At 40.3% G+C, this 22,025-nt stretch carries 23 protein-coding genes; 15 read left to right on the top strand and 8 right to left on the bottom strand.

Annotated features, from left to right (window positions below; genetic code table 11):
• Positions 1-63: 63 nt before the first annotated feature.
• On the bottom strand, positions 64-1,161 hold the full coding sequence (locus QVH07_RS00890; RefSeq protein ID WP_289998230.1) for a chorismate mutase: 1,098 nt from the start codon (positions 1,159-1,161) through the stop codon (positions 64-66).
• Positions 1,162-1,563: 402 nt separating this feature from the next.
• Positions 1,564-2,643 (bottom strand): bifunctional 3-deoxy-7-phosphoheptulonate synthase/chorismate mutase type II, encoded by a 1,080-nt coding sequence (locus QVH07_RS00885; RefSeq protein WP_289998229.1) that lies wholly within the window; start codon positions 2,641-2,643, stop codon positions 1,564-1,566.
• A 144-nt stretch (positions 2,644-2,787) separates the two neighbouring features.
• Between QVH07_RS00885 and QVH07_RS00880 the strand changes: the two genes are divergently transcribed.
• The 3 genes from QVH07_RS00880 to QVH07_RS00870 are packed head-to-tail and all read left to right on the top strand — an operon-like array spanning position 2,788 to position 6,956.
• Positions 2,788-3,969: a proline dehydrogenase family protein gene (locus QVH07_RS00880; protein ID WP_289998701.1), complete on the top strand. Its 1,182-nt coding sequence runs from the start codon at positions 2,788-2,790 to the stop codon at positions 3,967-3,969.
• A gap of 42 nt (positions 3,970-4,011) precedes the next feature.
• Positions 4,012-5,718 (top strand): lysine--tRNA ligase, encoded by a 1,707-nt coding sequence (gene lysS, locus QVH07_RS00875; protein WP_289998227.1) that lies wholly within the window; start codon positions 4,012-4,014, stop codon positions 5,716-5,718.
• 23 nt (positions 5,719-5,741) lie between these two features.
• Complete coding sequence (locus QVH07_RS00870; protein WP_289998225.1) at positions 5,742-6,956, top strand: arginine deiminase; 1,215 nt, start codon at positions 5,742-5,744, stop codon at positions 6,954-6,956.
• On the opposite strand, the gene QVH07_RS00865 is transcribed toward QVH07_RS00870, so the two are convergent.
• Positions 6,957-9,689 carry a putative LPS assembly protein LptD gene (locus QVH07_RS00865; protein ID WP_289998223.1) on the bottom strand — a complete coding sequence of 911 codons (2,733 nt, stop codon included), beginning with the start codon at positions 9,687-9,689 and terminating at the stop codon, positions 6,957-6,959.
• Positions 9,690-9,749: 60 nt separating this feature from the next.
• On the opposite strand from QVH07_RS00865, the gene QVH07_RS00860 reads away from it, so the two are divergent.
• From QVH07_RS00860 to QVH07_RS00850, 3 genes are all read left to right on the top strand, one after another.
• On the top strand, positions 9,750-10,550 hold the full coding sequence (locus tag QVH07_RS00860) for an N-acetylmuramoyl-L-alanine amidase family protein (protein ID WP_289998222.1): 801 nt from the start codon (positions 9,750-9,752) through the stop codon (positions 10,548-10,550).
• A 119-nt stretch (positions 10,551-10,669) separates the two neighbouring features.
• Positions 10,670-12,295 carry an acyl-CoA carboxylase subunit beta gene (locus QVH07_RS00855; protein WP_289998220.1) on the top strand — a complete coding sequence of 542 codons (1,626 nt, stop codon included), beginning with the start codon at positions 10,670-10,672 and terminating at the stop codon, positions 12,293-12,295.
• Between the two features lie 45 nt (positions 12,296-12,340).
• A complete protein-coding gene (locus QVH07_RS00850; protein ID WP_289998219.1) occupies positions 12,341-13,180 on the top strand; it encodes a transglutaminase-like domain-containing protein in 840 nt (279 codons plus the stop codon).
• Here QVH07_RS00850 and QVH07_RS00845 read toward each other — a convergent pair.
• Both QVH07_RS00845 and QVH07_RS00840 read right to left on the bottom strand, forming a co-directional pair.
• Entirely contained in the window at positions 13,177-13,752 is a 576-nt protein-coding gene (locus QVH07_RS00845) for a thioredoxin domain-containing protein (RefSeq protein ID WP_289998218.1), read from the bottom strand. The genes QVH07_RS00850 and QVH07_RS00845 overlap by 4 nt on opposite strands.
• Before the next feature lie 6 nt (positions 13,753-13,758).
• Positions 13,759-14,373, bottom strand: coding sequence for a 4'-phosphopantetheinyl transferase family protein (locus tag QVH07_RS00840; protein ID WP_289998217.1), 615 nt, complete (start codon positions 14,371-14,373; stop codon positions 13,759-13,761).
• Between the two features lie 33 nt (positions 14,374-14,406).
• Between QVH07_RS00840 and QVH07_RS00835 the strand changes: the two genes are divergently transcribed.
• The 4 genes from QVH07_RS00835 to QVH07_RS00820 are packed head-to-tail and all read left to right on the top strand — an operon-like array spanning position 14,407 to position 17,112.
• Positions 14,407-15,318 (top strand): WD40 repeat domain-containing protein, encoded by a 912-nt coding sequence (locus QVH07_RS00835; RefSeq protein ID WP_289998216.1) that lies wholly within the window; start codon positions 14,407-14,409, stop codon positions 15,316-15,318.
• Complete coding sequence (locus tag QVH07_RS00830) at positions 15,315-16,277, top strand: DivIVA domain-containing protein (RefSeq protein ID WP_289998215.1); 963 nt, start codon at positions 15,315-15,317, stop codon at positions 16,275-16,277. Before QVH07_RS00835 ends, QVH07_RS00830 begins: the two co-directional genes overlap by 4 nt.
• Complete coding sequence (folB, locus tag QVH07_RS00825) at positions 16,277-16,651, top strand: dihydroneopterin aldolase (RefSeq protein ID WP_289998214.1); 375 nt, start codon at positions 16,277-16,279, stop codon at positions 16,649-16,651. The genes QVH07_RS00830 and folB overlap by 1 nt, the downstream gene beginning before the upstream one ends.
• A 2-nt stretch (positions 16,652-16,653) precedes the next feature.
• Complete coding sequence (locus tag QVH07_RS00820) at positions 16,654-17,112, top strand: DUF4268 domain-containing protein (protein WP_289998213.1); 459 nt, start codon at positions 16,654-16,656, stop codon at positions 17,110-17,112.
• Here QVH07_RS00820 and QVH07_RS00815 read toward each other — a convergent pair.
• Positions 17,109-17,597, bottom strand: coding sequence for a DUF6265 family protein (locus tag QVH07_RS00815; RefSeq protein ID WP_289998212.1), 489 nt, complete (start codon positions 17,595-17,597; stop codon positions 17,109-17,111). The two genes, QVH07_RS00820 and QVH07_RS00815, sit on opposite strands and share 4 nt — an antisense overlap.
• Before the next feature lie 10 nt (positions 17,598-17,607).
• Positions 17,608-17,922, bottom strand: a complete 315-nt coding sequence (locus tag QVH07_RS00810) for a HesB/IscA family protein (protein WP_289998210.1) — start codon at positions 17,920-17,922, stop codon at positions 17,608-17,610.
• Between the two features lie 107 nt (positions 17,923-18,029).
• On the opposite strand from QVH07_RS00810, the gene QVH07_RS00805 reads away from it, so the two are divergent.
• From QVH07_RS00805 to dtd, 5 genes are read left to right on the top strand one after another with little or no spacing between them, the layout of a single operon-like run.
• On the top strand, positions 18,030-18,551 hold the full coding sequence (locus tag QVH07_RS00805) for a DUF7935 family protein (protein WP_289998209.1): 522 nt from the start codon (positions 18,030-18,032) through the stop codon (positions 18,549-18,551).
• Positions 18,551-18,967 (top strand): YkvA family protein, encoded by a 417-nt coding sequence (locus QVH07_RS00800; protein ID WP_289998208.1) that lies wholly within the window; start codon positions 18,551-18,553, stop codon positions 18,965-18,967. Before QVH07_RS00805 ends, QVH07_RS00800 begins: the two co-directional genes overlap by 1 nt.
• 32 nt (positions 18,968-18,999) lie before the next feature.
• A complete protein-coding gene (locus QVH07_RS00795; protein ID WP_289998207.1) occupies positions 19,000-19,614 on the top strand; it encodes a thioredoxin family protein in 615 nt (204 codons plus the stop codon).
• A 5-nt stretch (positions 19,615-19,619) separates the two neighbouring features.
• Positions 19,620-20,339 carry an oxidoreductase gene (locus tag QVH07_RS00790; protein ID WP_289998206.1) on the top strand — a complete coding sequence of 240 codons (720 nt, stop codon included), beginning with the start codon at positions 19,620-19,622 and terminating at the stop codon, positions 20,337-20,339.
• The gene (gene dtd, locus QVH07_RS00785) at positions 20,336-20,788 is read left to right on the top strand and encodes a D-aminoacyl-tRNA deacylase (RefSeq protein WP_289998205.1); all 453 of its coding nucleotides are present in this window, start codon (positions 20,336-20,338) and stop codon (positions 20,786-20,788) included. The genes QVH07_RS00790 and dtd overlap by 4 nt, the downstream gene beginning before the upstream one ends.
• A 45-nt stretch (positions 20,789-20,833) precedes the next feature.
• Here the strand turns inward: dtd and QVH07_RS00780 are convergent, their stop codons facing one another.
• On the bottom strand, positions 20,834-21,907 hold the full coding sequence (locus QVH07_RS00780) for a M8 family metallopeptidase (protein ID WP_289998204.1): 1,074 nt from the start codon (positions 21,905-21,907) through the stop codon (positions 20,834-20,836).
• Positions 21,908-22,025 lie beyond the last annotated feature (118 nt).

Below are 22,025 nucleotides of genomic sequence, written 5' to 3'. Positions count from 1 at the left end.
TGACTTGATTTGAGATCAAAAAAATGGAAGACTCACAAGCTAGCCTTCCATTCTAAATATCCATTATTTTTTAATGGGCTCTGCCTCGCGAAGCTGCTTTTCCTGTCTTTTTACAGATTCTTCATGAATACAGTAAAGCAACTCTTTCATGAATTTTTCGCTCAGGTTCTTTTTCACACCTTTTTGTGTCCGGCTTTCCATTACTTCTTTCCATCGATCAGACTGAAATACTGTGAGATGATTTACCCTTTTGTGCTCACCAATCTGATCTATCACTGCAAATCTCTCCTGAAGAATGTCCAAAAGCTGGTCATCCATATGATCTACTGCCCTCCTTAGATCATTTAGTCTTTCGCTAGGCTGCTGCTCCTCTAGTGGCTTTTTGAAATCAATTTTTGATAAAATTTCCTTCAAGGCTTTCGGAGTAACTTGCTGTTTTGCGTCAGACCATGCGTTGTCTGGGTCATGATGAGTTTCGATCATCAATCCATCCAGGCCGAAATTCATGGCTCTTTGTGAAATTTCCAGTATTCCATCCCGCTTACCTACGATATGACTTGGATCATTTATCACTTCCATTCCTTCCCACTTTCTTTTTAAGTGCATCGGCATCGACCAATTTGGCTTATTTCTGAATCGCTTGTCATAAGCATCGGAAAACCCACGGTGGATTGCAGCTAACTTCTCTATCCCCACAGCATGCATCCTTTCAATAGCTCCCATCCAAAGATCAAGGTCTGGGTTCATTGGGTTTTTGACCATCACGGGAATATCCACACCTCTCAAGGCATCAGCAATTTCCTGAACAGCAAAAGGATTAACCGTCGTTCTTGCTCCGATCCAAAGTACATCCACATTGTTTTTTAAGGCGATTTCCACATGTCCGGCATTTCCTACCTCGGTGGTAACAGGAATATTCAGTTGGTGTCTTACAATTTCCATCCATTTGAGACCTTCCTCGCCAATTCCCTCGAAGCTCCCCGGTCTTGTTCTTGGCTTCCAAATACCTACTCTGAATAGGTGAGGAAGTACATTGGCCTCCTTCATTTCTTTGCAGATTTGCTCGATCTGCTCTGGAGATTCTGCGCTACATGGTCCTGCAATAATCAACGGAGTGTCTAATCCTAGTCCCCAATCCTTAATTTGCTTGTGTGATTTCATAGTTTTGAGTATTAATGAAAAAAGCCCGACTCTTTCGAATCGGGCTTTGCTTTATTTTTCTATTTAGTATTTGACTATTTGATACGCAGCTCCGATTCTTTCTCGGTCAAGAAAGTAAAAGTAAAAGAAGCTAAAATATAGAGCGGCAATGATTAACATGTCTCAAATGTATATCCGGCCTTTTTAAAAACAAAACCAAATAAAGGATGCTATTTTTGAGAATCTTCTAATGAAATGAGACAATCATTATTTCTTTTTAAAAAGAATAAAAATTTACCTACGAAACGGAAGATAATTTTAAATTCTATATAATCATCCAAATAAAGAACCGAATAAAAAAGTTTAATTTTTTTCTGATTCTGAATTGATTTATCCTTCCAAAAGGATCAATAATACCATTCTTTAGTTTTTCGGGTCTATGATTTCTGTTTGTCGTTTAATCGATTCTTGATGTATTAATCCAAACATTTCCTCAATCATAGTAGGATTTAAACTCATTTCTCTGGCCCAGTCCGGTCGAGTTTGAAGAATATGTTTCCACCGATCCATGTCTAAAACCGCTACATTATTCAGTTTTTTAAATTCACCAATTTTTTCCACCAAAGCCATTCTTTGATGAATTGCTTCCAGAAGATCATGGTCTGCCTGATCGATTTGGTCCCTAATTTCATTTAGCTTTTGCTGTTTATCTTTTTCTTCAAAATGCACTTTTCTGGTTTGAAGACTTCTTATCATTAATCCAAGAGCTTTCGGACTCAATTGTTGGTCTGAATCTGACCATGCCTCATTTGGATTAATGTGTGATTCAATCATCAACCCATCGAAATTCAAATCCAGTGCTTTCTGGGATACGATCGGCACCAATTGCCTTTTTCCAGAAATATGGCTGGGGTCGCAGATCATAGGTATTTGGGGTAACTCCGACCTGAAGTCAATGGGTATTTGCCAGTTTGGTGAGTTTCGATAAACTTTTTCCCTGAAGTTGCTGAAACCTCGATGGATAGCTGCGGTTTGTTCAATACCTGCAGCATGAATTCTTTCGAAGGCACCTAGCCATAATCCAAGATCGGGGTTTATCGGGTTTTTAATAAGAACAGGTACATCGACTCCTTCCAAACTATCTGCGATCTCCTGAACCGTGAAGGGGTTTACCGTAGAACGTGCTCCAATCCAGAGAATATCTATTCCGACATTTAGGGCTTCTTCCACATGTCTTGCTGAAGCCACTTCTATTGCAAATTCGATATCAAACTCTTGCTTCACCTCTTTAATCCACGGGAGAGCTTTCGTACCCACGCCCTCAAAAGTTCCGGGCCTGGTTCTGGGCTTCCAAACACCACCCCGAAATACACGAACTCCTTCCTCATAAAGTGCTTCTACGGTTTGAAAAAGCTGCTCAGGTGTTTCTACACTGCAGGGACCAGAGATGATAAATGGTTGAACAGAATCAGTTTCCTTTTTATTGAAGAGTTTCGATATCATTGGATGAATTGCTTGAGTTGGATAGATCCGATTATGGGCTAGTCTAGAACTATCTTTCATAGGTAATTTTGAACTCGCAATATTCATAACATTTCAAAACCCAAAGAGGTTTTTTTGATATCTTTGCACCTTTATTTGGAAGCGATGCCTGTAAAACCCAAAGTTTCTTTTGATAATCTGGAAATTGCTTTTGCCTCAAAATCTGATGCGGAATTGAGACGAATGCACCTCGTGTTTTCTTTGTTGAACAATAAGTTTATTTCGGACCTTGGGATAGCTTTGACAAACCTGTCTTTCAAAATCGGACTCCCAGTAAAACCAATTTTGAAGTCCACGATGTTTGGTCATTTCTGTGGTGGTGAGACGATTGCCGAAAGTATTGAGGCAGCTAAGAAACTGGCTGATTTCGGGATAGAATCTATTTTGGATTTGTCAGTTGAGGGGAAAGGGGATGAGGAAAGTTTTGACAGAACTACAGAAGAGATTTACCAGACTTTAGTCGAATCAGCAAAGACTGACTACATGTCTTTTGGGGTGTTTAAAGTCACAGGACTTGGAGATTATCATCATATGATAAAACTTCAAAGTGGGGAAATCTTGAATCTGGAGGAGCAGGCTGCCTTTCATAGAATGAAGGCTAGAATTGATAAGCTTTGCAAAGCTGCTCACGATCTGGGATTAAAAATTCTTATTGACGCCGAAGAATCCTGGTTCCAAAATGTGATTGATGATTTGGCCTATGAGGCCATGGAAAAGTATAATCAGCAGAGATGCGTGGTTTACAATACTTTCCAAATGTATCGCCATGATTCCCTGGAGAGGCTCAAAAATGCAAATGAAACTGCACGTACCAAAGGGTATTTCTTCGGTGCTAAACCTGTAAGGGGTGCCTATATGGAAAAAGAAAGGGAAAGGGCTGAGGAATTCGGCTACACCGATCCCATCCAACCAAATAAGGCAGCTACTGACAGGGATTACGATTTGGCTCTGGAGTACGCTATGGCAAATGGGGTTTATCTGGTATCGGGTTCACACAATGAAAACAGCAATTATCATTTGACTGAATTGATGGATCAACATGAGATCGACCCAAACTCGGATCGGGTGTTTTTTTCGCAATTGTATGGAATGAGCGATAATATTTCTTTTAATCTTGTCAATGCAGGTTACAGAGTGGTGAAATATGTGCCCTATGGCCCAGTTGAAAAAGTGATGCCCTATTTGTCCAGAAGAGCCTCAGAAAATTCGAGCATTGCAGGTCAAAGCAGCAGGGAATTTCAACTTATCAAGAAGGAAATAGCAAGACGCAAGTCAAGGGCAAACTAGAATAAGATCAATACAAAAAATACATAAAGACAGAATTCAAGGATGCAAAATCTGAGCGAACAGGAAATTGAAAGAAGGAAAGACCGGGAAGAAATGATGAAAATAGGGATCAACCCCTATCCACCGGAAGCCTTTCCTATAAATGTCACGGCTGAGGATATTCATAAGAACTATGAAAACAACAAAAATGACTACAAAGATATTTCCATAGCAGGAAGGCTGATGAGTCGAAGAATTATGGGTTCTGCATCCTTTGCAGAAATTCAGGATTCTACAGGCCGTCTTCAGATTTATGTACGACGTGATGATATATGCGAAGGAGAGGACAAGACTCTTTACAATTCTGTTTTTAAAAAATTACTGGGGATCGGAGATTTTATTGGTGTGAAAGGATACATTTTCACCACCCAAACAGGTGAGATTTCTCTTCATGTAACTGATCTAAAAGTATTGGGTAAATCGGTGAAGCCTCTTCCTGTGGTCAAGCGGGATGAGGAAGGAAATGTCTACGATGGATTCACAGATCCTGAATTGAGATATCGACAGAGATATGTGGATCTGACTGTGAATCCGGAATTCAAAAAGACTTTCGTTACTCGAGCAAAGATTATCTCTGAAATGAGAAGGTATTTTGATGATCGTGGATGGCTAGAAGTGGAAACTCCTATCCTTCAGGCGGTGCATGGTGGAGCTGCAGCTCGTCCTTTTGCTACCCATCATAATTCACTGGACATGCCTTTATTCCTGAGAATTGCGAATGAGTTGTACCTGAAAAGGTTGATTGTTGGGGGTTTTGATGGAGTGTATGAGTTTGGAAAGATGTTCCGAAATGAAGGTATGGATAGAACTCATAATCCAGAATTTACCTCAATGGAAATTTATGTAGCCTACAAGGATTACATCTGGATGATGGAAATGGTGGAGAAGCTGATAGAAAAGGTGACAGAGGCCATTCATGGCAAAACTTCAATTAAGGTCGGAGCGAATGAAATAAGTTTTGCTGCACCTTATCGTCGATTAACCATGTATGATTCCATCAAAGAATACGCTGGAATTGATGTTTCCAAAATGGATGAAACCGAGCTAAGGGGAGTATGTGCAGATTTTGGAATTGAGGTAGATGATAGCATGGGTAAAGGAAAGCTGATCGATGAGATCTTTGGAGAAAAGGTGGAGGCTCACTTGATTCAGCCAACTTACATAATCGACTATCCTATAGAGATGACTCCTCTTGCCAAAAAGCATAGGACTGAAGAAGGCTTGGTGGAAAGATTTGAGCTTTTCGTAAATGGTAAAGAAATCGCCAATGCTTATACCGAATTAAATGATCCGATCGATCAGCGTGAGAGATTTGAAGATCAGTTGAAATTGGCGGAGCGTGGAGATGATGAAGCAATGGCCATGGATGAGGACTTCTTGAGAGCTTTGGAATACGGCATGCCACCAACCTCCGGATTGGGAATTGGGATTGACCGCTTGACCATGTTGATGACCAACAATACCACCATCCAGGAAGTATTGTTCTTTCCTCAAATGAGACCTGAGAAAAAAGCGGTAGAGCTAAACGAGGAAGAAAAGTTGGTTTTTGAAAAACTGAAAGTCAGTTCTCCCATGAGTTTACTCGATCTAAAAGCGGATTGCGGGCTGAGTAATAAGAAATGGGATGCGTCCATTAAAGGACTCCGAGGCAAGGGTGTAATAGAGGTAAAGAAGGAAGATGATGTTTTAATCATATCTTTAGCCAACTAATCCCGAGTTTCTGAACTTTTACTATGAATTTAAGACTTAATTCAGAATACGGTACACTAAGGGCCGTATTGATGCACAGACCGGGTAAGGAAATAGACCGACTTACCCCGTACAATAAAGAGTTTTTGCTTTTTGAAGATGTTCCTTATTTGGAAGCTCTTCAGAAGGAGCATGATGCTTTTTCGAACCTAATTAAGGAATCTACCGGAGCCAAAGTTTATCAATTGCGGGAACTGCTGATTCGGGTTTTGTATGACAGGGATCTGCTGTACAAACTTATGAGTCAGGCTTTAGAAAAGTCAGGTTTAACACATTTAACGGAAATTATTCTGGAGAGATATTCCACAGCAGAATGTGCAGGACTTTTAACCGGAGGAGTGAAAATCCACGAGCTCAAAAGGAAAATTCCAAATCTGGATGCCAAGGAATTAATGGATCCTGCTTTCGCAATTTCTCCATGTCCAAACCTTTATTTCCAAAGAGATCCCATTGCTTTGACACCGGGAGGTATCATTTTCTCCAGCATGAAAATGGAAGGAAGACAAAGAGAAGCAGATTTGCTCCGCACCATTTTTCAAAATCATCCGGATTTCAAGGATCATGTTAATGAAGTTTTTTCTCCTGCAGGAATGAAGAATCCACCTTGTATAGAAGGAGGGGATGTCATTGTCTTGTCTCACGATGCTATAGCCATCGGAAACTCGCAAAGAACAGATTCCAAAGCGATTTACGAGGTGGCTAAAACCCTAATTGCTCAAGGGGAAGTAAAAAGGGTATATGAGGTTCACCTTCCTGAAAAGCGAAATTTCATGCATTTGGATACAGTTTTTACTGTTTTGGATGAAAACCTCATGTTGACTTATCCAGATGCTATGCAGGCCGTTTTACAGACATCCCTGTATACTTTCAAGGATGAGAAAAATGGGAAGGTGAATATCAAAAGAGAAGTTCTGAAAGAATCTTTGCTCACTGTTTTAGAAAGAGAAATTCCTCATTTGGAGATTCTACAGACAGCCGATGGAAATCCTGATTACTCCATGAGGGAGCAGTGGTTTGATGGGGCCAATGTCTTTGCAATAGGCCCGAGAAGAGTGATTTCTTATAATCGAAATATTCACACCAACAGAGCTTTGAGACAAATGGGGGTAGAGGTTCTGGAAATCCCTTCATCTGAACTATCTCGTGGGCTTGGCGGTCCAAGATGTATGACCATGCCTTTGAGCAGGGCAAGGGTGTAATTATAGATCGAAGAATGAACGTCTTCGGGAAACTTTGAGATCCTGAAGAATGCTAGATTTGACGCGTATGTCGATATTATAGGAAGTAAATCTTCCGAAAGGCACCCAGTTCACATTCATTTGCCAGCAGTGCAAATCCCGGGCGATACCTATCATGGATTGTGTGATTTCCTGAGCCTGTATATCAAAACCCGTATTAAAGTTGATTTTCCATTTTTCTGAAATGGAAACATCCCCACTTATGTTGAGAGCCTGAGTGACATTAGTTGTTCCATTCACAGCTTTGCGGTAAGCCAAGTTATACCCCATATTTAAATTCCAGGGAATGTTCCAATCGATATACTGACTGGGGTCTGAGACAATTCGGTTTATTTCACTCTCCACAAACTCGTTCATCACCCCTCCATTCTGAAGGAAATTGTCCGTCACTTCATCACGGACCTCACCGGGAGTGGCAGCACTATTTGGGTTGAACGATACATTCATATTCATGGAGGCACTTCGAATGATGCCGATACCTTGTCCATTTTTCCAGGCAAAAGAATTAATTCTTCGCGTAGTCACCTGTTCTCCATTCACGAAATCTGCAGTAGCATAAGGGTCGATATTGGTAGAAAGGGCCACAGAAAGTTTGCGGTTAAAGAAACTGGTCCTAGCACTGATATTAAATGGCGCCAGCTGAAAAGAGTCTGCCGCGAAGTTGTAGCTTGTATTGAAATTTAAAGTCTCAAGAAGCGGTATCTTTTTCGTTTCGGTTTCAGCTGTATCCGACTTATTTCTAATTTTCGCTTCCACCACGCTTCGGATGTTAAAACTCATGGCTCGGGATTCTCCCAATGGAGCCCCTCCAAAAATAAATCCCTGATGCCTTGAGAAAAGTCGGGAATTTCCTTCGTTATCCACCTGAACTTCCTGATAGTATCCAAAAGAAGGATCAGAAAAATCCGGCGTAAAATTGAATCCTATGGATGGTTGAATGTGCTGGCGAATGGTCTGGATTTTGCCATCGCCTTTGAAATTAAAAAAGCCGTAAATGTTTGTGTTCAGATTAAAGGAGGTATTAAAGAAAGCCACCCGATTAAAGCCATCCTCGATAATCCGATCCACTCTTTCCTGAGCAGGATTATAATAGTAATTGATTCTTTTGTTGTACCAAAGCTCATTATAGTTCGCAGAAGCGGTTCCTGTAAAATGCTTAAATAACCTGAAATTGGAGCTGATTGGAATCGCATGCCTTGCTCCATTTCTAGCGTTTTCGAAAAGCAGCCCAAGGTTGGCCAAGGTAAATGGGATAATATCAGGGTCCCCAGCATCTTGGATCAAATCACTTGAAACTCCAAATTCCTGCTGAACACGATTGGTAATTGTGTTTTGAAGATTGAAGTTGTACGCGAGGTTTAAAGTCTTCAAAGGTTCAAAATTCACATTCTTGAATGGGCTCTGCCGATTCATGTTGAGCGCAATGGTAGGTAAATCAATCCGTACTTCGCCGGTCTGCACACTTTGAGAATGCCTTAGATTCGCTGAGAGTGAAAAAGGAGTATTTGCAAAAGTTTTGGAATAACTGATGTTCGAATTGAAATCCGAAGTGACATTATTCTGAAAATTATTTTGGGAAATGATATTGTTGAAATAGCTCGTAGTCCCTGCATTTACCGAAGCAGAAAACCTGGAATTTCCACGGCTTTCCGGAGTATGCCTCCAGGCAATTTTAAAGGTGTTGTAATCTACCGGATTAAGTTCTGTCTCTGGGGATTTGAACTTCTGGAAGTCAATGTCAAAGCCTCCATTAAAACGGTACCTTTTTTTATAAACTGCCTGAGATTTTAAACCCCAGCCTCCATTTGAATAAATGTCACCAGTGACTCGGGCATGCACATAGTCGTTGATGGCAAAATAATACCCAAGATTTCTCAGGAAAAGCCCCCGAACCTGTTCGTTACCATAGCTGGGGAATATTATCCCAGAGGCTTTTTCTTCAGGGGTGTTTGGTAGGATTCCGAATGGAAGGCCAAGAGGTGTTGGAATTCCATTGAAGTACATATTAAAAGGACCAGTTACCACCTGACCATTGGAGACAGACTTGATTTTGTTGGCTGAAATATGCCAGTGGGGGGTGGTTAGTTTACAAGTGGTGTAGTAACCATGACTCAGGTAAATATCACCAGAGCTTGTTTTTTTGATTGTTTCACCTCTTAAAATTCCGTCTTGCTGTTCGGTAACTACGTCTTTGATGATGGCTTTTTGAGTCTGAAAATTGTAGCGCATCTCCTTTCTGATCTCATAAACTGTTTCTCCATCTTTAAAAAAAGGATTACCCGTCACATTGCCCAAACTATCCGTCACTCCGGATGCATAGACTTCGTTGGTATTCATGTCAATAATGATCCTTTCTGCGTCGAGCCTCATTTCTCCGTATTCAAACCAAGCCTCCTTGTAGAGATAGACTTTGTTGTTCACAAAATCCGAAACGATACTATCCTCAGCGAAATACACAATATCCGTCATAATCGGACTTGTGGGCATAATATTTGCAACTGAATCGGTAGATAAAGTATCAGCAGGGATATTCAAGGTGTCGCTGGAAATCACTGGAGGATTTGAAGATTCTAAAGTATCGGGAGCTACCAAGATTCTTTCTTTTACAGGAGGTGAAGATTCCTGGGAAAATGCCTTGGGGGCAGTCAGGAGTCCTAGTAAAAGGAAAAAGAAAATGAATTTGGAACTCTGCACTACAGCTGCGCTTTATTCAGTTTAGGTGAAAGATTGTGTAAAGTTAATTGTATTGACCTGATGGAAATACCCAAAAACAAAAAAATTATACTCTCTCTTGTTTTGGTGATCCCCTTTATTTTTGGTGGATTTATACCAAATGAAACGATGATGCCGGCATTTCGGATGAAAACGATCGTATTAGATGCTGGTCATGGAGGAAAAGACCCAGGAAATTTGGGGTCTAGATCAAAAGAGAAAAATATTAATCTGGCAGTAACCCTTTTAGTAGGGAAGTATATTGAAGAATATCTCCCCGATGTAGAAGTCATTTACACTAGGAAAGACGATAGTTTTCCTACACTTTATGAGCGACCCAGAATTGCAAATAATAATAAAGCGGATCTTTTTGTCTCCATTCACTCAAATTCGGCAGCCAATAGATCGGCGTATGGCACAGAAACTTTTGTGATGGGTACAAAGCATTTTGATAAGAATTTTGATATCGTTAAAAGAGAAAACTCAGTTATTCTTTTGGAAGATAATTACGAGGAAAACTACGAAGGCTTTGACCCCAGTTCACCGGAATCATATATGCTTTTTAACCTGGCATCAAAAGTGAACTTCGAAAATAGCCTTTCACTTGCTGATCAGATAGAAACACAGTTTAAAGATCGTGTAGGTAGGAAAAGCCGAGGAGTAAAACAAGGTCCCTTTTATGTGCTTTGGACTCCTTCTATGCCCTCCGTTTTAGTGGAGCTTGGATTCCTTTCCAATTCAAATGAAGAAAGGTTCCTTATGAGTAAGCAAGGTCAAGAATACATGGCTTCAGCGATTTTCAGATCGATCAGAGATTATAAAAATAGGATAGAGAGTAATTAATATTTCTCTTTGACTTTAAAGAATTTAGCCCTTTAGACATAAAATAAAGGGCTTTTTTTATCTTCAAGCCTGAACAGAAGACTGAAACTTCATGTTCCCTAAAAAACCCAAATATATCCATGAATTCCACCCAAACTAACCAATCAAATCACGAGAAACTTATTACTGAGCTGAAGGAAAAGCTAGACGCTGTAAAACTAGGAGGAGGTAAATCGAGAATTGAGAAGGAACATTCCAAAGGAAAACTTACCGCAAGGGAGAGAATATCCTATTTGATTGATTCAGATGAAGATTTCCTTGAAATCGGAGCTTTGGTGGCGGATGGCATGTATCAAGAGGAGGGAGGCTGTCCTTCAGGAGGAGTCGTTACAGGAATTGGGAAAGTTTCAGGAAGATCTTGTGTAATCGTAGCAAATGATGCTACTGTAAAGGCAGGAGCTTGGTTTCCGATGACTGCAAAAAAGAATCTCCGTGCCCAAGAAGTAGCTATGGAAAACCGATTGCCAATCATTTATCTGGTGGATAGTGCAGGGGTATTCTTGCCTATGCAAAATGAAATTTTCCCAGATAAGGAACACTTTGGAAGGCAGTTTAGAAATAACGCAAAGATGTCTTCTATGGGAATTGTGCAGGTGGCGGCGATCATGGGAAGCTGTGTGGCGGGAGGAGCCTATTTACCCATTATGTCTGATGAGGCATTGATCGTAAATGAAACAGGGTCCATCTTCCTCGCAGGTTCTTATTTAGTAAGGGCGGCTATCGGTGAAAAAGTAGATAATGAAACCCTTGGCGGTGCGACTACTCACTGTGAAATCTCTGGAGTCACTGATAATAAGTATGAGACCGATGAGGAATGCCTGGATGCGATTAAGAAAATCTTTAGCACTCTTGGGGCAAGCCCCAAAGCCGGTTTTGATAGGCAAGAAAGCCGTGAACCTTTTCTTAGCTCCGAGGAATTATTGCAGATTTTTCCTACGGACCGAGTGAAACCCTATGATATGCATGAGGTTTTGAAAGCTCTGGTGGACAAGGGAGAGTTTGATGAATACAAGAAGGATTATGGTAAGACTTTGATTTGCGGGACAGCCAGAATCGATGGATGGGCTGTTGGAATTATAGCGAATCAGCGGAAGATTGTGAAAACGTCCAAGGGTGAGATGCAAATGGGGGGTGTGATTTATTCTGACTCTGCAGACAAAGCGGCCAGATTCATCATGAATTGTAATCAGCGCAATATACCCTTGGTTTTCCTTCAGGATGTAAGTGGTTTTATGGTGGGAAGCAAAGCCGAACATGGCGGCATCATCAAGGATGGAGCTAAAATGGTAAATGCCATGGCAAATTCTGTGGTCCCTAAGTTTACCATAGTTCTCGGCAATTCTTATGGAGCCGGAAATTATGCCATGTGTGGCAAAGCTTACGATCCACGGTTGATTTATTCCTGGCCCACTGCCCAAATGGCTGTGATGTCAGGTGCATCGGCGGCTAAAACACTTCTACAGATTAAAGTGGCGGCACTCAAGAAAAAAGGAAAAGAGATATCAGAAAGTGATGAGCAGGATTTATTAAAAGAAATCACTGAGAAATACAATGAAGAGTTGAGCCCTTATTATGCTTCTTCCAGGCTTTGGGTGGATGGGGTGATCGATCCTAGAGAAACGCGGAATGTGATTAGCAAAGGAATAGAGGCTGCAAATCACTCTCCTATCACAGAGCGATTTAATGTGGGAGTGATTCAAACTTGATTTTTTTAATTAATTTAATGGAAAGGCTTTCGTTAGCTTATCTAAATGGAATTGTCAAAAGGAGAATTAGAAGCACTGGTTTCGTTGCTGGACGATACGGATCTAGAAGTGAAAAATCATGTTCGTGAAAAGATCATTTCTTTAGGTCAGCAAATTATTCCGTTCCTTGAGGAAAGGTGGGAAAGCAGCTTCAACCCTGAAGTTCAGAAGGAAATCGAAGAGATAGTCCATGATTTACAGTTCTCCGTTTTAAAAGAAAGACTTCAAGAGTGGAAAGATTCTGAAGATCAGGATTTACTCACTGGGCTTTGGATTCTGAATACTTACCAGTACCCAGATGTGGAGTATGAAAAGCTTCATGCCGAAATGCATCAAATTTATTTCGAAGTCTGGACGGCTTTCAGTAATGATTTAATGCCGGATGAGCAAGTTAAAGCCATCAATGGAGCCCTTTTTGGTACTCTTCGTTTTTCAGCTAATTCCAAAAATTTCCATTCGCCGGCAAACAGCATGCTTTCGGCAGTCCTAGAAAGTAAAAAGGGCAATCCCATCACGCTTTGCTCTATTTATTATTTGGTAGCCCAAAAATTAGGATTACCAATCTATGGGGTAAATCTCCCCAACCTTTTTGTCCTCATTTACAAAACCGCAGATACTAGTTTCTACATCAATGCATTTAATAAAGGTTTGATTTTTACTAAGCGGGATATTCTAAACTACCTTTCACATTTGAAGATTGAGCCCAGAGATAGTTTTTTTGAGCCCTGCAGTCATTTAGACATAATTAAGCGCTCACTTCGTAATCTTGAAAATTCTTTTGAGAAGCTTGGTGAGGTAGATAAGGTAAAGGAGATCAAAGAGCTACTTCAGATTTTGGAGGACTAGAAGGTTCTCACATTGCAGCCCATGGCTCTAACCTGAGCAGGAGAAGGTGTTTCTCCTTTGAGGATTTGATTGATTGCTCTTTCGAAGTGCCTATCCGTCACGCTTGCTTCCACTTGAGGGTTATTGTCAAAAGCCCCTCGGTAACTGACCTCAATCCCATCTGAACCTTTTGTCAGCAAAACGATTTCGGGGATTTTTGTTATTTCAAAGAATTTAGTCAAAACAAGATTTTCATCCATTAAATAGGGTATGGAAATATTCTTTTCTGAAATATGACCCCTCAAGGCTGTGGGGTCACTTAATTCCTCTTTTTTCGGATTCACAAAAACGAAGGAAAATCCTTGAGAGGTGTAAGTGTCCAGAATGTAGTTCAGACGATTTTCATACATGTTGACAAATGGGCATCCCATCGTATGAAAAATGAGAACTAACCCCTTGTCAATTTCCTGATTTCCAATCATAAAATCTTGTCCAGACATCAATTCTTTGGCGCTGAGATCTTCAATGGTTTGCGCCTCAGTGGAAAGAAAAAGAAAACTAAATAGGAAAGTAAGTAGGATTAATTTTTTCATGTACTTCTACGAAATTGTATAGGTCAAAATAAGGTTTTCCATTTTGGAAACCTGGATATCGAAGTCATACTTATCAACTTTGGCTTTGATGAATATGGAATCCAGATTAAAGGGACTTAAGCGAATATGGTTTCGAAAAGAAACTCCTCTTTTTCCCAGGCATTTAAAAACAGATTCTTTGGCCGACCAGGCCATGGTGACATGTTCCGGGTCTGCAGTTAGAAAATCCAGTTCTTCTTTGGCCAGAAATCTGGGACCAATCCGAACCACTTTTTCGCGGATTAGCTCTAAATCAATGCCAACCGGTTTAGTATCGTGATAAATCGCCGTGGCTATACCCTTGGTATGTGAAAGAGAAACATGTCCCTTATTATTCATCGCTTGACTTTTGCCATGGGCATCTTTGTAGAAACCAGGATATTCTATTCCCAGAGCCTCAGTAGCTTCATAAATCGCTCTCCTGGATGAAACCCATTCCAATCTTTTTTCCGGGTGGGAGATGTTTGCCATCGCTAGTTTCTCTCTGAAACTCAAAAAGGATAAATCCTCCTCGAAATGCTCGTCAATTATCTTGATTGATAGGGCCGATGAGGCGTTTATTTTTTCTATTTTTGTTTGCATTGGGCTACTGCTCATTTCGAAGATAAGCCAAAAATGCAAGTAAATAAATTACACACACTACTCGGACATAATGATTGTATTTACGCTCTATGTGAGGGTAGTGACCCACGGTATTTTTATACTGGGTCAGGGGACGGGATGGTCGTGGAATGGGATTTGGACGAGCCAAAGGATGGAAAGCTAATCGCGAAGCTGGATCATTCGGTTTATGCATTGGCGGTGGATAAGCAAAGAAACCTTCTATTTGTTGGGCATAACTTCGATGGCGTCCATGCTATTGATCTTGGGGATAATAAGGAGCTTTGGTCCTTGAAACTGACTGATCAGGCAATTTTTGATATCAAAGTTTTTGGGAATGAACTCTATGTGGGGACGGGTGATGGAGTTTTGATTGTCCTCGATATTGAAGAGAGATCCCAGAAAAAGCATATCAAGCTGAGCTCAAAAAGTATCAGAGTAATGTCAATCGCATCAAGCAAAAGACACCTTGCACTTGGATTGAGTGACAATAGTATCAAAGTCCTGGATCTGGTCAACGACTTTAAACCAATCGCCAACCTTACGGGACATACAAATTCTGTTTTTGCACTTGGTTATTCCCCAGATGAAAAATTCCTGATCAGTGGATCCAGAGACGCCCATCTGAAGATTTGGGATACTATTAATTATTTCCTCGATGAAGATATCGTGGCCCATATGTACGCCATTAATTATTTATATTTCTCAGAGAACGGAAAATATCTTGCGACCTGCTCCATGGATAAATCCATAAAAGTCTGGGATTTTGAAGAAAGAAAATTAAAAAAGGTGCTGGACAAAGCCCGAAACGCTGGTCATGGAACATCCATAAATAAAGTATTTTGGAGCACCTACACGGGTCAATTGGTGGCTGTATCCGATGATCGATCCATCTCCATTTGGCAAATAGAAACACAAATTGTATGAAAATTACCCCAACCGCCATTCGGCAAAAAACATTCGAGTCTTCCTTTCGAGGATATGAAAAAAAAGATGTTACCCAGTTTTTGGAAGAAATAGCTGAAGTGGTAGATCAGCTTCATAAAGAGAACATTGAATTGAAGTCAAAACTTCAGAATACAGAGATGGAGGCCAAAAGGCTGAAGGATGTGGAGGATTCTCTTTTCAAAACCCTTAAAACTGCAGAAGACACTGGTGCTAGCATCATAGAAGAAGCGAATGAAGCGGCTGATCAGATAATCAGTGAAGCAAATGAAGCTGCCGAAAAAGCAACGAATAAGGCCAACGAAATTTATCAATCAGCGGTATCCAAAGCTCAGGCTCAGGCAGATTTGATCGTTGGGTCTGCAGAGAAAAAGGCAAAGGACACTATTCTGGAGCTTCAGGAGAACATGAGCGATTTAGTGAGATCTTATGAAAGTCTTGCCGATCAAAGAGAAGGTCTGGTAAAAAGCCTCCGTCGTATCACTCAGGATAGCTTAAATCAGATTGATTTATCTGAAGCACACTTTTCCAGATTGGATGCCAAGGCTTACAAGCGTGCTATTGAAGATTTGAGCAGATCCAATAAATATACCATGGCTAATCTAGAGCAGCTGTCTGAGGAAAATGAAATAGAATCCGAAGAGGAAGCACTAATGGAGGAGCAGGTGATAAAAGATAAAATTCAGGAGACTGCAGATCAGGAAGAGACTTTAATAGCCGAATCACCACAAGAATCATATGTGGATAAAGTTGAGGAGGAGGATGAGAATGAAAATGTGGAGGTAGAAGAAGAAAAGACTGAAATCGTTTTAGCTGAACCGGTTAAGGAAGAAGATTCTGACGAGGATGAAGAGGAAAAAAGTAAGAAAAAAGAGATCCACACTGGCCCTAAGCCTGAAGCAGATAAGGATTCTTCTCAATCATTTTTTGATAACCTCTAATGGGAAAGGTAGCACTGGAGGGAATTGAGTTTCATGCTTACCATGGTGCTTTCCCGGAAGAATCCATACTAGGTAATCGTTTTACTCTTGATCTGGAGATAGAGACTGATTTTAGCTCTGCCATGACCGAAGATAAACTCAGTGAGACAATTGACTATGCTAAACTTTATTCCCTGATTAAGTCCCGAATGGATGTAAAAGTCAAGCTTTTGGAACATCTGGGTTATCTCATTATTCAAGATATTTTGGAGGCTTATCCACAAAGCCAAAAGGCTACTCTCACATTGAAAAAGCATCATCCCGCTCTCGGTGGGCTTGTGAAACATTCAGCAGTCACTGTGAGGTTTCCCGAAGATTTTCAAAACCACGATTAATCGTGTATTCAAGAGCTGAAAAGAGCGCAATTAGAAAGAAATTTTGGACGACTTTTGGTTTATATATGAAGCCAATTAAAAATGCCCAGGGAAAGAGGATAAGTTGGCAAAATTATAAATCCCGAGTTAAGGACATTTATTTCCGGATGGAAGCGGAGAGAGGGTATGCCTCCATTTCAATTGATATTTCTCATTCGGATTTAGAACTTCAGGAGCTTTATTTTGATCAGTTCAAAGCCCTAAAGAAAATTCTGGAAAACTCAACTCAGGAGTCTTGGGAATGGGCTCTCCATACTCAAAACAATAATGGGCAAACTCTTTCCAGAATTTATAAGAGAAGAGAAGGAGTAAATGTAATGGAGGAAGAAACCTGGCCTGAAATCATTTCTTTTCTAAAGCCAAGAATCATAGCCTTAGATGAATTCTGGGATAATGTGAAGCCTGGATTCGAAGACTTTTAAAGGTTACGCTTCTTTAAGACTAGCTTTGCTATTTCCCGATCCCCTCCTAGGGCCACATGATAAGTAAGCTGGTCACCTTCACGCTCAATAGTCATCCCATCAAACCAAACCGCAGAAGGGGTTATTTCAATCAATTTGAAATCAACCCATTCTCCATTTTCTTCCCAACTTTTTCCATCAGGATTGTAATGTCTAACTTTTAATGTGAAGGAATCTCCTTCCGGGATGATTCGCATAAATTCCAGAAAAGTGGTTTTATCTTCTGAGAGAAGCCTAAATGTTCCCACCATTTCTCCTGACTTCGGAGCACTCCAAGATTCTTCACATTCACCACCGAAACCAGTTCCTTCCCAATAACCCTGTAGCCACGCTATTTCCGTCACCTTTCCTTTACCCGGATCTTCATTTTCTTCTAAGAATCTAACTTGTGCGAAGATGGTTGAGGAAAAAAATAGGTAAATAAAAATGGAAAGGAGGACTCTCATAGTTTTGGGCTTAAAGATCGTGTCTTTTTGGTAAATCCGAATTTACAAAAGTGAATCCCCTTGCTTCTTCTCCTTCATAAAAATCAATATTCATTCCCATTAAGAACATTAAATGCTTCTTTTCAATTAAAACAGGAATTCCGGAGACTTCCATTTCTTCATCTTGTTCTTTGGGCTTATCGAATCCCAAGGCATAAGACATACCACCACAGCCCCCACCTTTCACGCCGACGCGTAGAAAGTAATCTTGAGGAATGTTTTTCGTTGCCATTATATGTCGAATTTCTTCCTCTGCTTTTTCCGTGATCTTTATAGGAATAATCATGATTTTGAAATCAATTTGGCAGGAATTTGGTTCGTTTATTCTCGAAATTAAAAATCCTTTGTCTTATTTTGATGAGCTAAGTTCCTTTTCTAAAGAAATAAATATTTATGGAATATTTCTATGATTTCCTTTTGGTGCTTTTGCCAGCTGGAACCGTTCTATATGGCATGTACCTCATTGTGGCATCTTTTCTTTCAAAGGAAAGAGAAAAAATGTTGGTGGAGCTCAAAACCCAGAACACCCAGACAATATTACCTGTGAGATTGCAGGCGGGAGAAAGGCTTTGTCTTTTACTGGAAAGAATTTCACCAAATAATCTGATAAGAAGGGCGAATCCTTCCGAAGGCACAGCTCAGGAGCTTTATTCAAGGCTTGTGGGTGAGGTGAGAGAGGAATTTAGCCATAATTTCAGCCAGCAAGTATATTTCTCAGAGGAGACATGGGAGGCGGTCAGGGCAGCTGTGGAGGATGTGGTAACCCTTTTAAACCAAAGCAGACAAAATATAGATGGAGAGAAAAGTGGGATTGAATTTGCCAAGGCAGTTTTTTCTCTTTCTTTAGAGCGAAAGAATGATTCCATCTCATTTGCTCTTAAAAAAGTAAAAGGGGAGATTCAACTTTATTTCTAATGGCCACCTTCAAAACCAAATCAACAGAAATTCTCGAGAAAGCTAAAACGCTTTTTGGAAAGCAGGCAGAACTTATAGCCAGTCAACCGAAGAAACTTTCTGCTTTAATGGGAAAGGTGGGGGCTAAAATTGGAAGAATGGCTTCTGACCCTAGGATTGCGCAACTTCTGGAACCTTTAGGGATTTTTGTAAGAATGCTAAAAGCTAATTATTCTGGGGCTTATAAAATATCCGCGGGCACTATAGGGTTTATTGTTTTAGGTTTAGTTTACTTCGTTTCTCCGATTGATATCATTCCGGATTTCTTGGGTGTACTTGGTTTTGCGGACGACGTTTCTGTGGTTTTAGCCATTTTTGCAAAGCTTAAAGATGAAGTGGCTGACTTTTTAGAGTGGGAGAGAACTTCTGAAGAGTAGAGCCTGTTACCCATCAAATCCTAAGAAATCTCATGGAAACACTAATCCGAATGGATATAAAAGCGGCATTTGAAGCGGGCTATTCCTATCAAGAATTTAAAGATTTGACTGATCAGCTTTTGGCAGAAAATAGAACCACTGGCCCAAACCAATCAGAAACTTACATCGAGTATACCCGATTAAATCAGAGAAGAATGAGACGTTGGGATAAAACGGTTAAAATTTCTGATTCTTTAAAGGAGGCTATCATGAGGATTTCTGAAGAACAAAGGTGGCTCATCATCACCGAGGCTTGGTGTGGAGACGGGGCCCAAAATATCCCATTTATTCAAAAATTGGCTGATTTGAACCCTAGGGTCAAAACCAGTTATATCATGCGGGATGAATATCCTGAAATCATGGATGAATACCTTACCAATGGCGCTCGATCTATACCTAAGCTAATCGCATTTGACAAGGATTTCGAAAAGGACTTCTTTACTTGGGGGCCAAGACCCGAATTTTTGCAAAACCGCTTGAGAGAATACAAAATTGATCCAAAAGGAGTAAGCTCTAAAGAATTTGCTGAAGGCACGCACCTTTGGTATGCTCGGGATAAAAATAAATCTATAGACGCTGAATTTTTAGGGCTTATTTCTAATCTTTAATTCCAATGAAAACAGCAATAATCTCCGGAACATCGGGATTGGTCGGAATGCAAGTCCTTCATCAAATCCTTAAAAATCCTGAATATGATTACGTGATAAGTGTAGGAAGGAGAAAACTTGCACTGAAACATCAAAAGCTTGTTCAGATTTCTGGTGATATACTTGAGATTTCGAATTGGAACTGGGCGGATATGATGGTCGAAGAGGATATCAAGGGTGATTTCCAAAATTTGAAAGTTTCCATTGAATCCGGAGAAACTGAGATTCATGCTTTCTGTTCTTTGGGAACCACTATTAAAGCCGCCGGGTCCCAAGAAAAATTTAGAGTTATTGATCATGATATGGTTTTAGCATTAGCCACATGGGCAAAATCCATTGGGACAAAAAAGTTTTTGTATGTTTCGGCATTAGGTGCGGATGCAAACTCTTCTGTATTTTATAATAAAGTCAAAGGAGAAGTAGAGGATGACTTGAAAGCCTTAGATTTTGATTTTTTGGGTTTGTTTCGACCTTCTCTGTTATTGGGAAACAGAAATGAATTTCGTTTCGGCGAACAAGTGGCTAGCATCCTCATGAAGCCATTAGTTTGGCTTAAGCTGCTGAAAAATATTAGGCCTGTATATGATTATCAGGTAGCCAAAGCCATGGTAGTGACTGCATTACAGGACTCAAGCTCCAAGGTAGAAATTATACCATCAGGTCTTATTCAAGATATCAGCAAATGAAATTAGTGATCCAAAGAGTTAGTGAGGCATCTGTAAAAATCGATGGGAAAATCAAAGGCACTATTGGAATGGGGCTAATGGTTTTGGTTGGGATTGAAGAGAGTGATGGGCAGGATGATATCGATTGGCTTTCAGGAAAATTAGTGAATCTGCGAATTTTCCCTGATGAAAACGAGGTAATGAACAAGTCAATCCTGGATGTGGAGGGAGAGATTCTTTTGATTTCACAATTCACCCTGCATGCAAGCACAAAAAAAGGAAATCGACCTTCCTACATCAAAGCCGCTAAGCCTGATATTTCTATACCCTTGTATGAGAAATTCGTTGGCTCAGTAAATTCCCTTTTGCCAACAGAGGTACAAACGGGTGAATTCGGGGCCGATATGAAAGTGAGTTTGATCAATGATGGGCCGGTTACCATAATAATTGATTCCAAAAACAGGGTATAAAAAAACCGGTCTTAGAGACCGGTTTTAATTTAAATAGGTGGTTCCTTATTGGACCTCAATAATTCCTATTGGCCCTCTAAGCTGTTCCATTGAGGCGATGTCAATCCCATCTTGACCATGAATTCTGGCAGCTACGCCAGCCGTTCCTTTTGGTAAATCATATTTTTCCGCTGATTGGGAAACTCCATAACCTAAATCTTTCAAAGAGCCTGCAGTAATTCTACTAAGTGGATTGGCTCCTAAATTTAAGAATCCAGTCATAAGCTCATTATCCAAAACCAACTCATCCCAATGTGATAAAGCGGAGCCTTGACCACCTATGAATTGGATTGGCAGAAACTCTGTTCCTCCTTCGTTTTTCCAAAATTGATTACCCCAGCGGCCATCAAAATATGGGAACCCATCTTCATTGAATTTTCTCAACTCGCGATTAAAATCCCATAAGGTACCTATACCCAATACATGACCCATTTCATGGACGATTACTTCATCGAGTAATTCAAAAGCTTCTAGTGTTGCTAAATCCGCAACGTCAAAAAACATAAATCCTGTCGTAGTTAGATCGTCGACGTTCCTAATGAAGTTTGGACCAGCAGCTCCAAGTATTCCGCCAGGACCATCAATTGGAGCAAGGACAACCTCAATAAGAATATCGTCAATCACTCCTCCCTCTTGAACGACTGGAGGAAAACCTGAGAATGCTGAGGGAATATCTCCTCCAATTGCCTCAATAGAAGGGACATCTTTTATTATGACTTTTTCCCATCTTTCAATTGCAAGATCAAAAGCTGATTCTTGAGCCTCAGTCGGTGACGGAAAAATTCCTCCTAAGTCCTGAAATACGAGCTGGATGTCAAATCGGTTTTTGGCTGGTCCTTTTCCTCTTGAGGCTTCATCAAGCTGATAGTCTTCAATGTTTTCAACGAGTTTTCCCTTAAGTCGGACCAATTCCGATTGAGGTTTAACTAGCTCGACTTTAGTTACTTCTAACTGTTGATTTGGGGTGATTGGAGCTTCTTCGGTTACCTCAAAGCATGAGTGCAATAGAGCAGCTAGTACAAAGGCTGAAGAGTACATACCAATTTTCTTAAATTGGCTGAGAGTGTCGTGTTTTTTCATTTTTTGAATTTTGTATGTAAAAATTTTGTCTGAATTATAACAAAAAACCTTCTAGAATTCATTGTAATAATTATATTTTTTGTTGAAAAAATAATACAACAATGTTGCATAAATTGAT

The sequence above is a fragment of the Algoriphagus sediminis genome, assembly GCF_030403435.1.
Taxonomy (GTDB): domain Bacteria; phylum Bacteroidota; class Bacteroidia; order Cytophagales; family Cyclobacteriaceae; genus Algoriphagus; species Algoriphagus sediminis.
Note: the sequence above shows the minus strand (reverse complement) of the source record. Positions and strands in the feature narration are given on the sequence as shown.

Excerpts from the sequence above, each read along its gene's own strand:
- QVH07_RS00795 (WP_289998207.1), top strand. The coding sequence starts at position 19,000 with ATGGAAACACTAATCCGAATGGATATAAAAGCGGCATTTGAAGCGGGC.
- QVH07_RS00830 (WP_289998215.1), top strand. The coding sequence starts at position 15,315 with ATGAAAATTACCCCAACCGCCATTCGGCAAAAAACATTCGAGTCTTCC.
- QVH07_RS00870 (WP_289998225.1), top strand. The coding sequence starts at position 5,742 with ATGAATTTAAGACTTAATTCAGAATACGGTACACTAAGGGCCGTATTG.
- QVH07_RS00860 (WP_289998222.1), top strand. The coding sequence starts at position 9,750 with ATGGAAATACCCAAAAACAAAAAAATTATACTCTCTCTTGTTTTGGTG.
- folB (WP_289998214.1), top strand. The coding sequence starts at position 16,277 with ATGGGAAAGGTAGCACTGGAGGGAATTGAGTTTCATGCTTACCATGGT.
- QVH07_RS00840 (WP_289998217.1), bottom strand. The coding sequence starts at position 14,373 with ATGCAAACAAAAATAGAAAAAATAAACGCCTCATCGGCCCTATCAATC.
- QVH07_RS00810 (WP_289998210.1), bottom strand. The coding sequence starts at position 17,922 with ATGATTATTCCTATAAAGATCACGGAAAAAGCAGAGGAAGAAATTCGA.
- QVH07_RS00880 (WP_289998701.1), top strand. The coding sequence starts at position 2,788 with ATGCCTGTAAAACCCAAAGTTTCTTTTGATAATCTGGAAATTGCTTTT.
- QVH07_RS00850 (WP_289998219.1), top strand. The coding sequence starts at position 12,341 with ATGGAATTGTCAAAAGGAGAATTAGAAGCACTGGTTTCGTTGCTGGAC.
- QVH07_RS00885 (WP_289998229.1), bottom strand. The coding sequence starts at position 2,643 with ATGATATCGAAACTCTTCAATAAAAAGGAAACTGATTCTGTTCAACCA.
- QVH07_RS00890 (WP_289998230.1), bottom strand. The coding sequence starts at position 1,161 with ATGAAATCACACAAGCAAATTAAGGATTGGGGACTAGGATTAGACACT.
- QVH07_RS00815 (WP_289998212.1), bottom strand. The coding sequence starts at position 17,597 with ATGAGAGTCCTCCTTTCCATTTTTATTTACCTATTTTTTTCCTCAACC.
- QVH07_RS00790 (WP_289998206.1), top strand. The coding sequence starts at position 19,620 with ATGAAAACAGCAATAATCTCCGGAACATCGGGATTGGTCGGAATGCAA.
- QVH07_RS00835 (WP_289998216.1), top strand. The coding sequence starts at position 14,407 with ATGCAAGTAAATAAATTACACACACTACTCGGACATAATGATTGTATT.
- QVH07_RS00800 (WP_289998208.1), top strand. The coding sequence starts at position 18,551 with ATGGCCACCTTCAAAACCAAATCAACAGAAATTCTCGAGAAAGCTAAA.
- QVH07_RS00855 (WP_289998220.1), top strand. The coding sequence starts at position 10,670 with ATGAATTCCACCCAAACTAACCAATCAAATCACGAGAAACTTATTACT.
- QVH07_RS00780 (WP_289998204.1), bottom strand. The coding sequence starts at position 21,907 with ATGAAAAAACACGACACTCTCAGCCAATTTAAGAAAATTGGTATGTAC.
- QVH07_RS00805 (WP_289998209.1), top strand. The coding sequence starts at position 18,030 with ATGGAATATTTCTATGATTTCCTTTTGGTGCTTTTGCCAGCTGGAACC.
- lysS (WP_289998227.1), top strand. The coding sequence starts at position 4,012 with ATGCAAAATCTGAGCGAACAGGAAATTGAAAGAAGGAAAGACCGGGAA.
- QVH07_RS00845 (WP_289998218.1), bottom strand. The coding sequence starts at position 13,752 with ATGAAAAAATTAATCCTACTTACTTTCCTATTTAGTTTTCTTTTTCTT.
- dtd (WP_289998205.1), top strand. The coding sequence starts at position 20,336 with ATGAAATTAGTGATCCAAAGAGTTAGTGAGGCATCTGTAAAAATCGAT.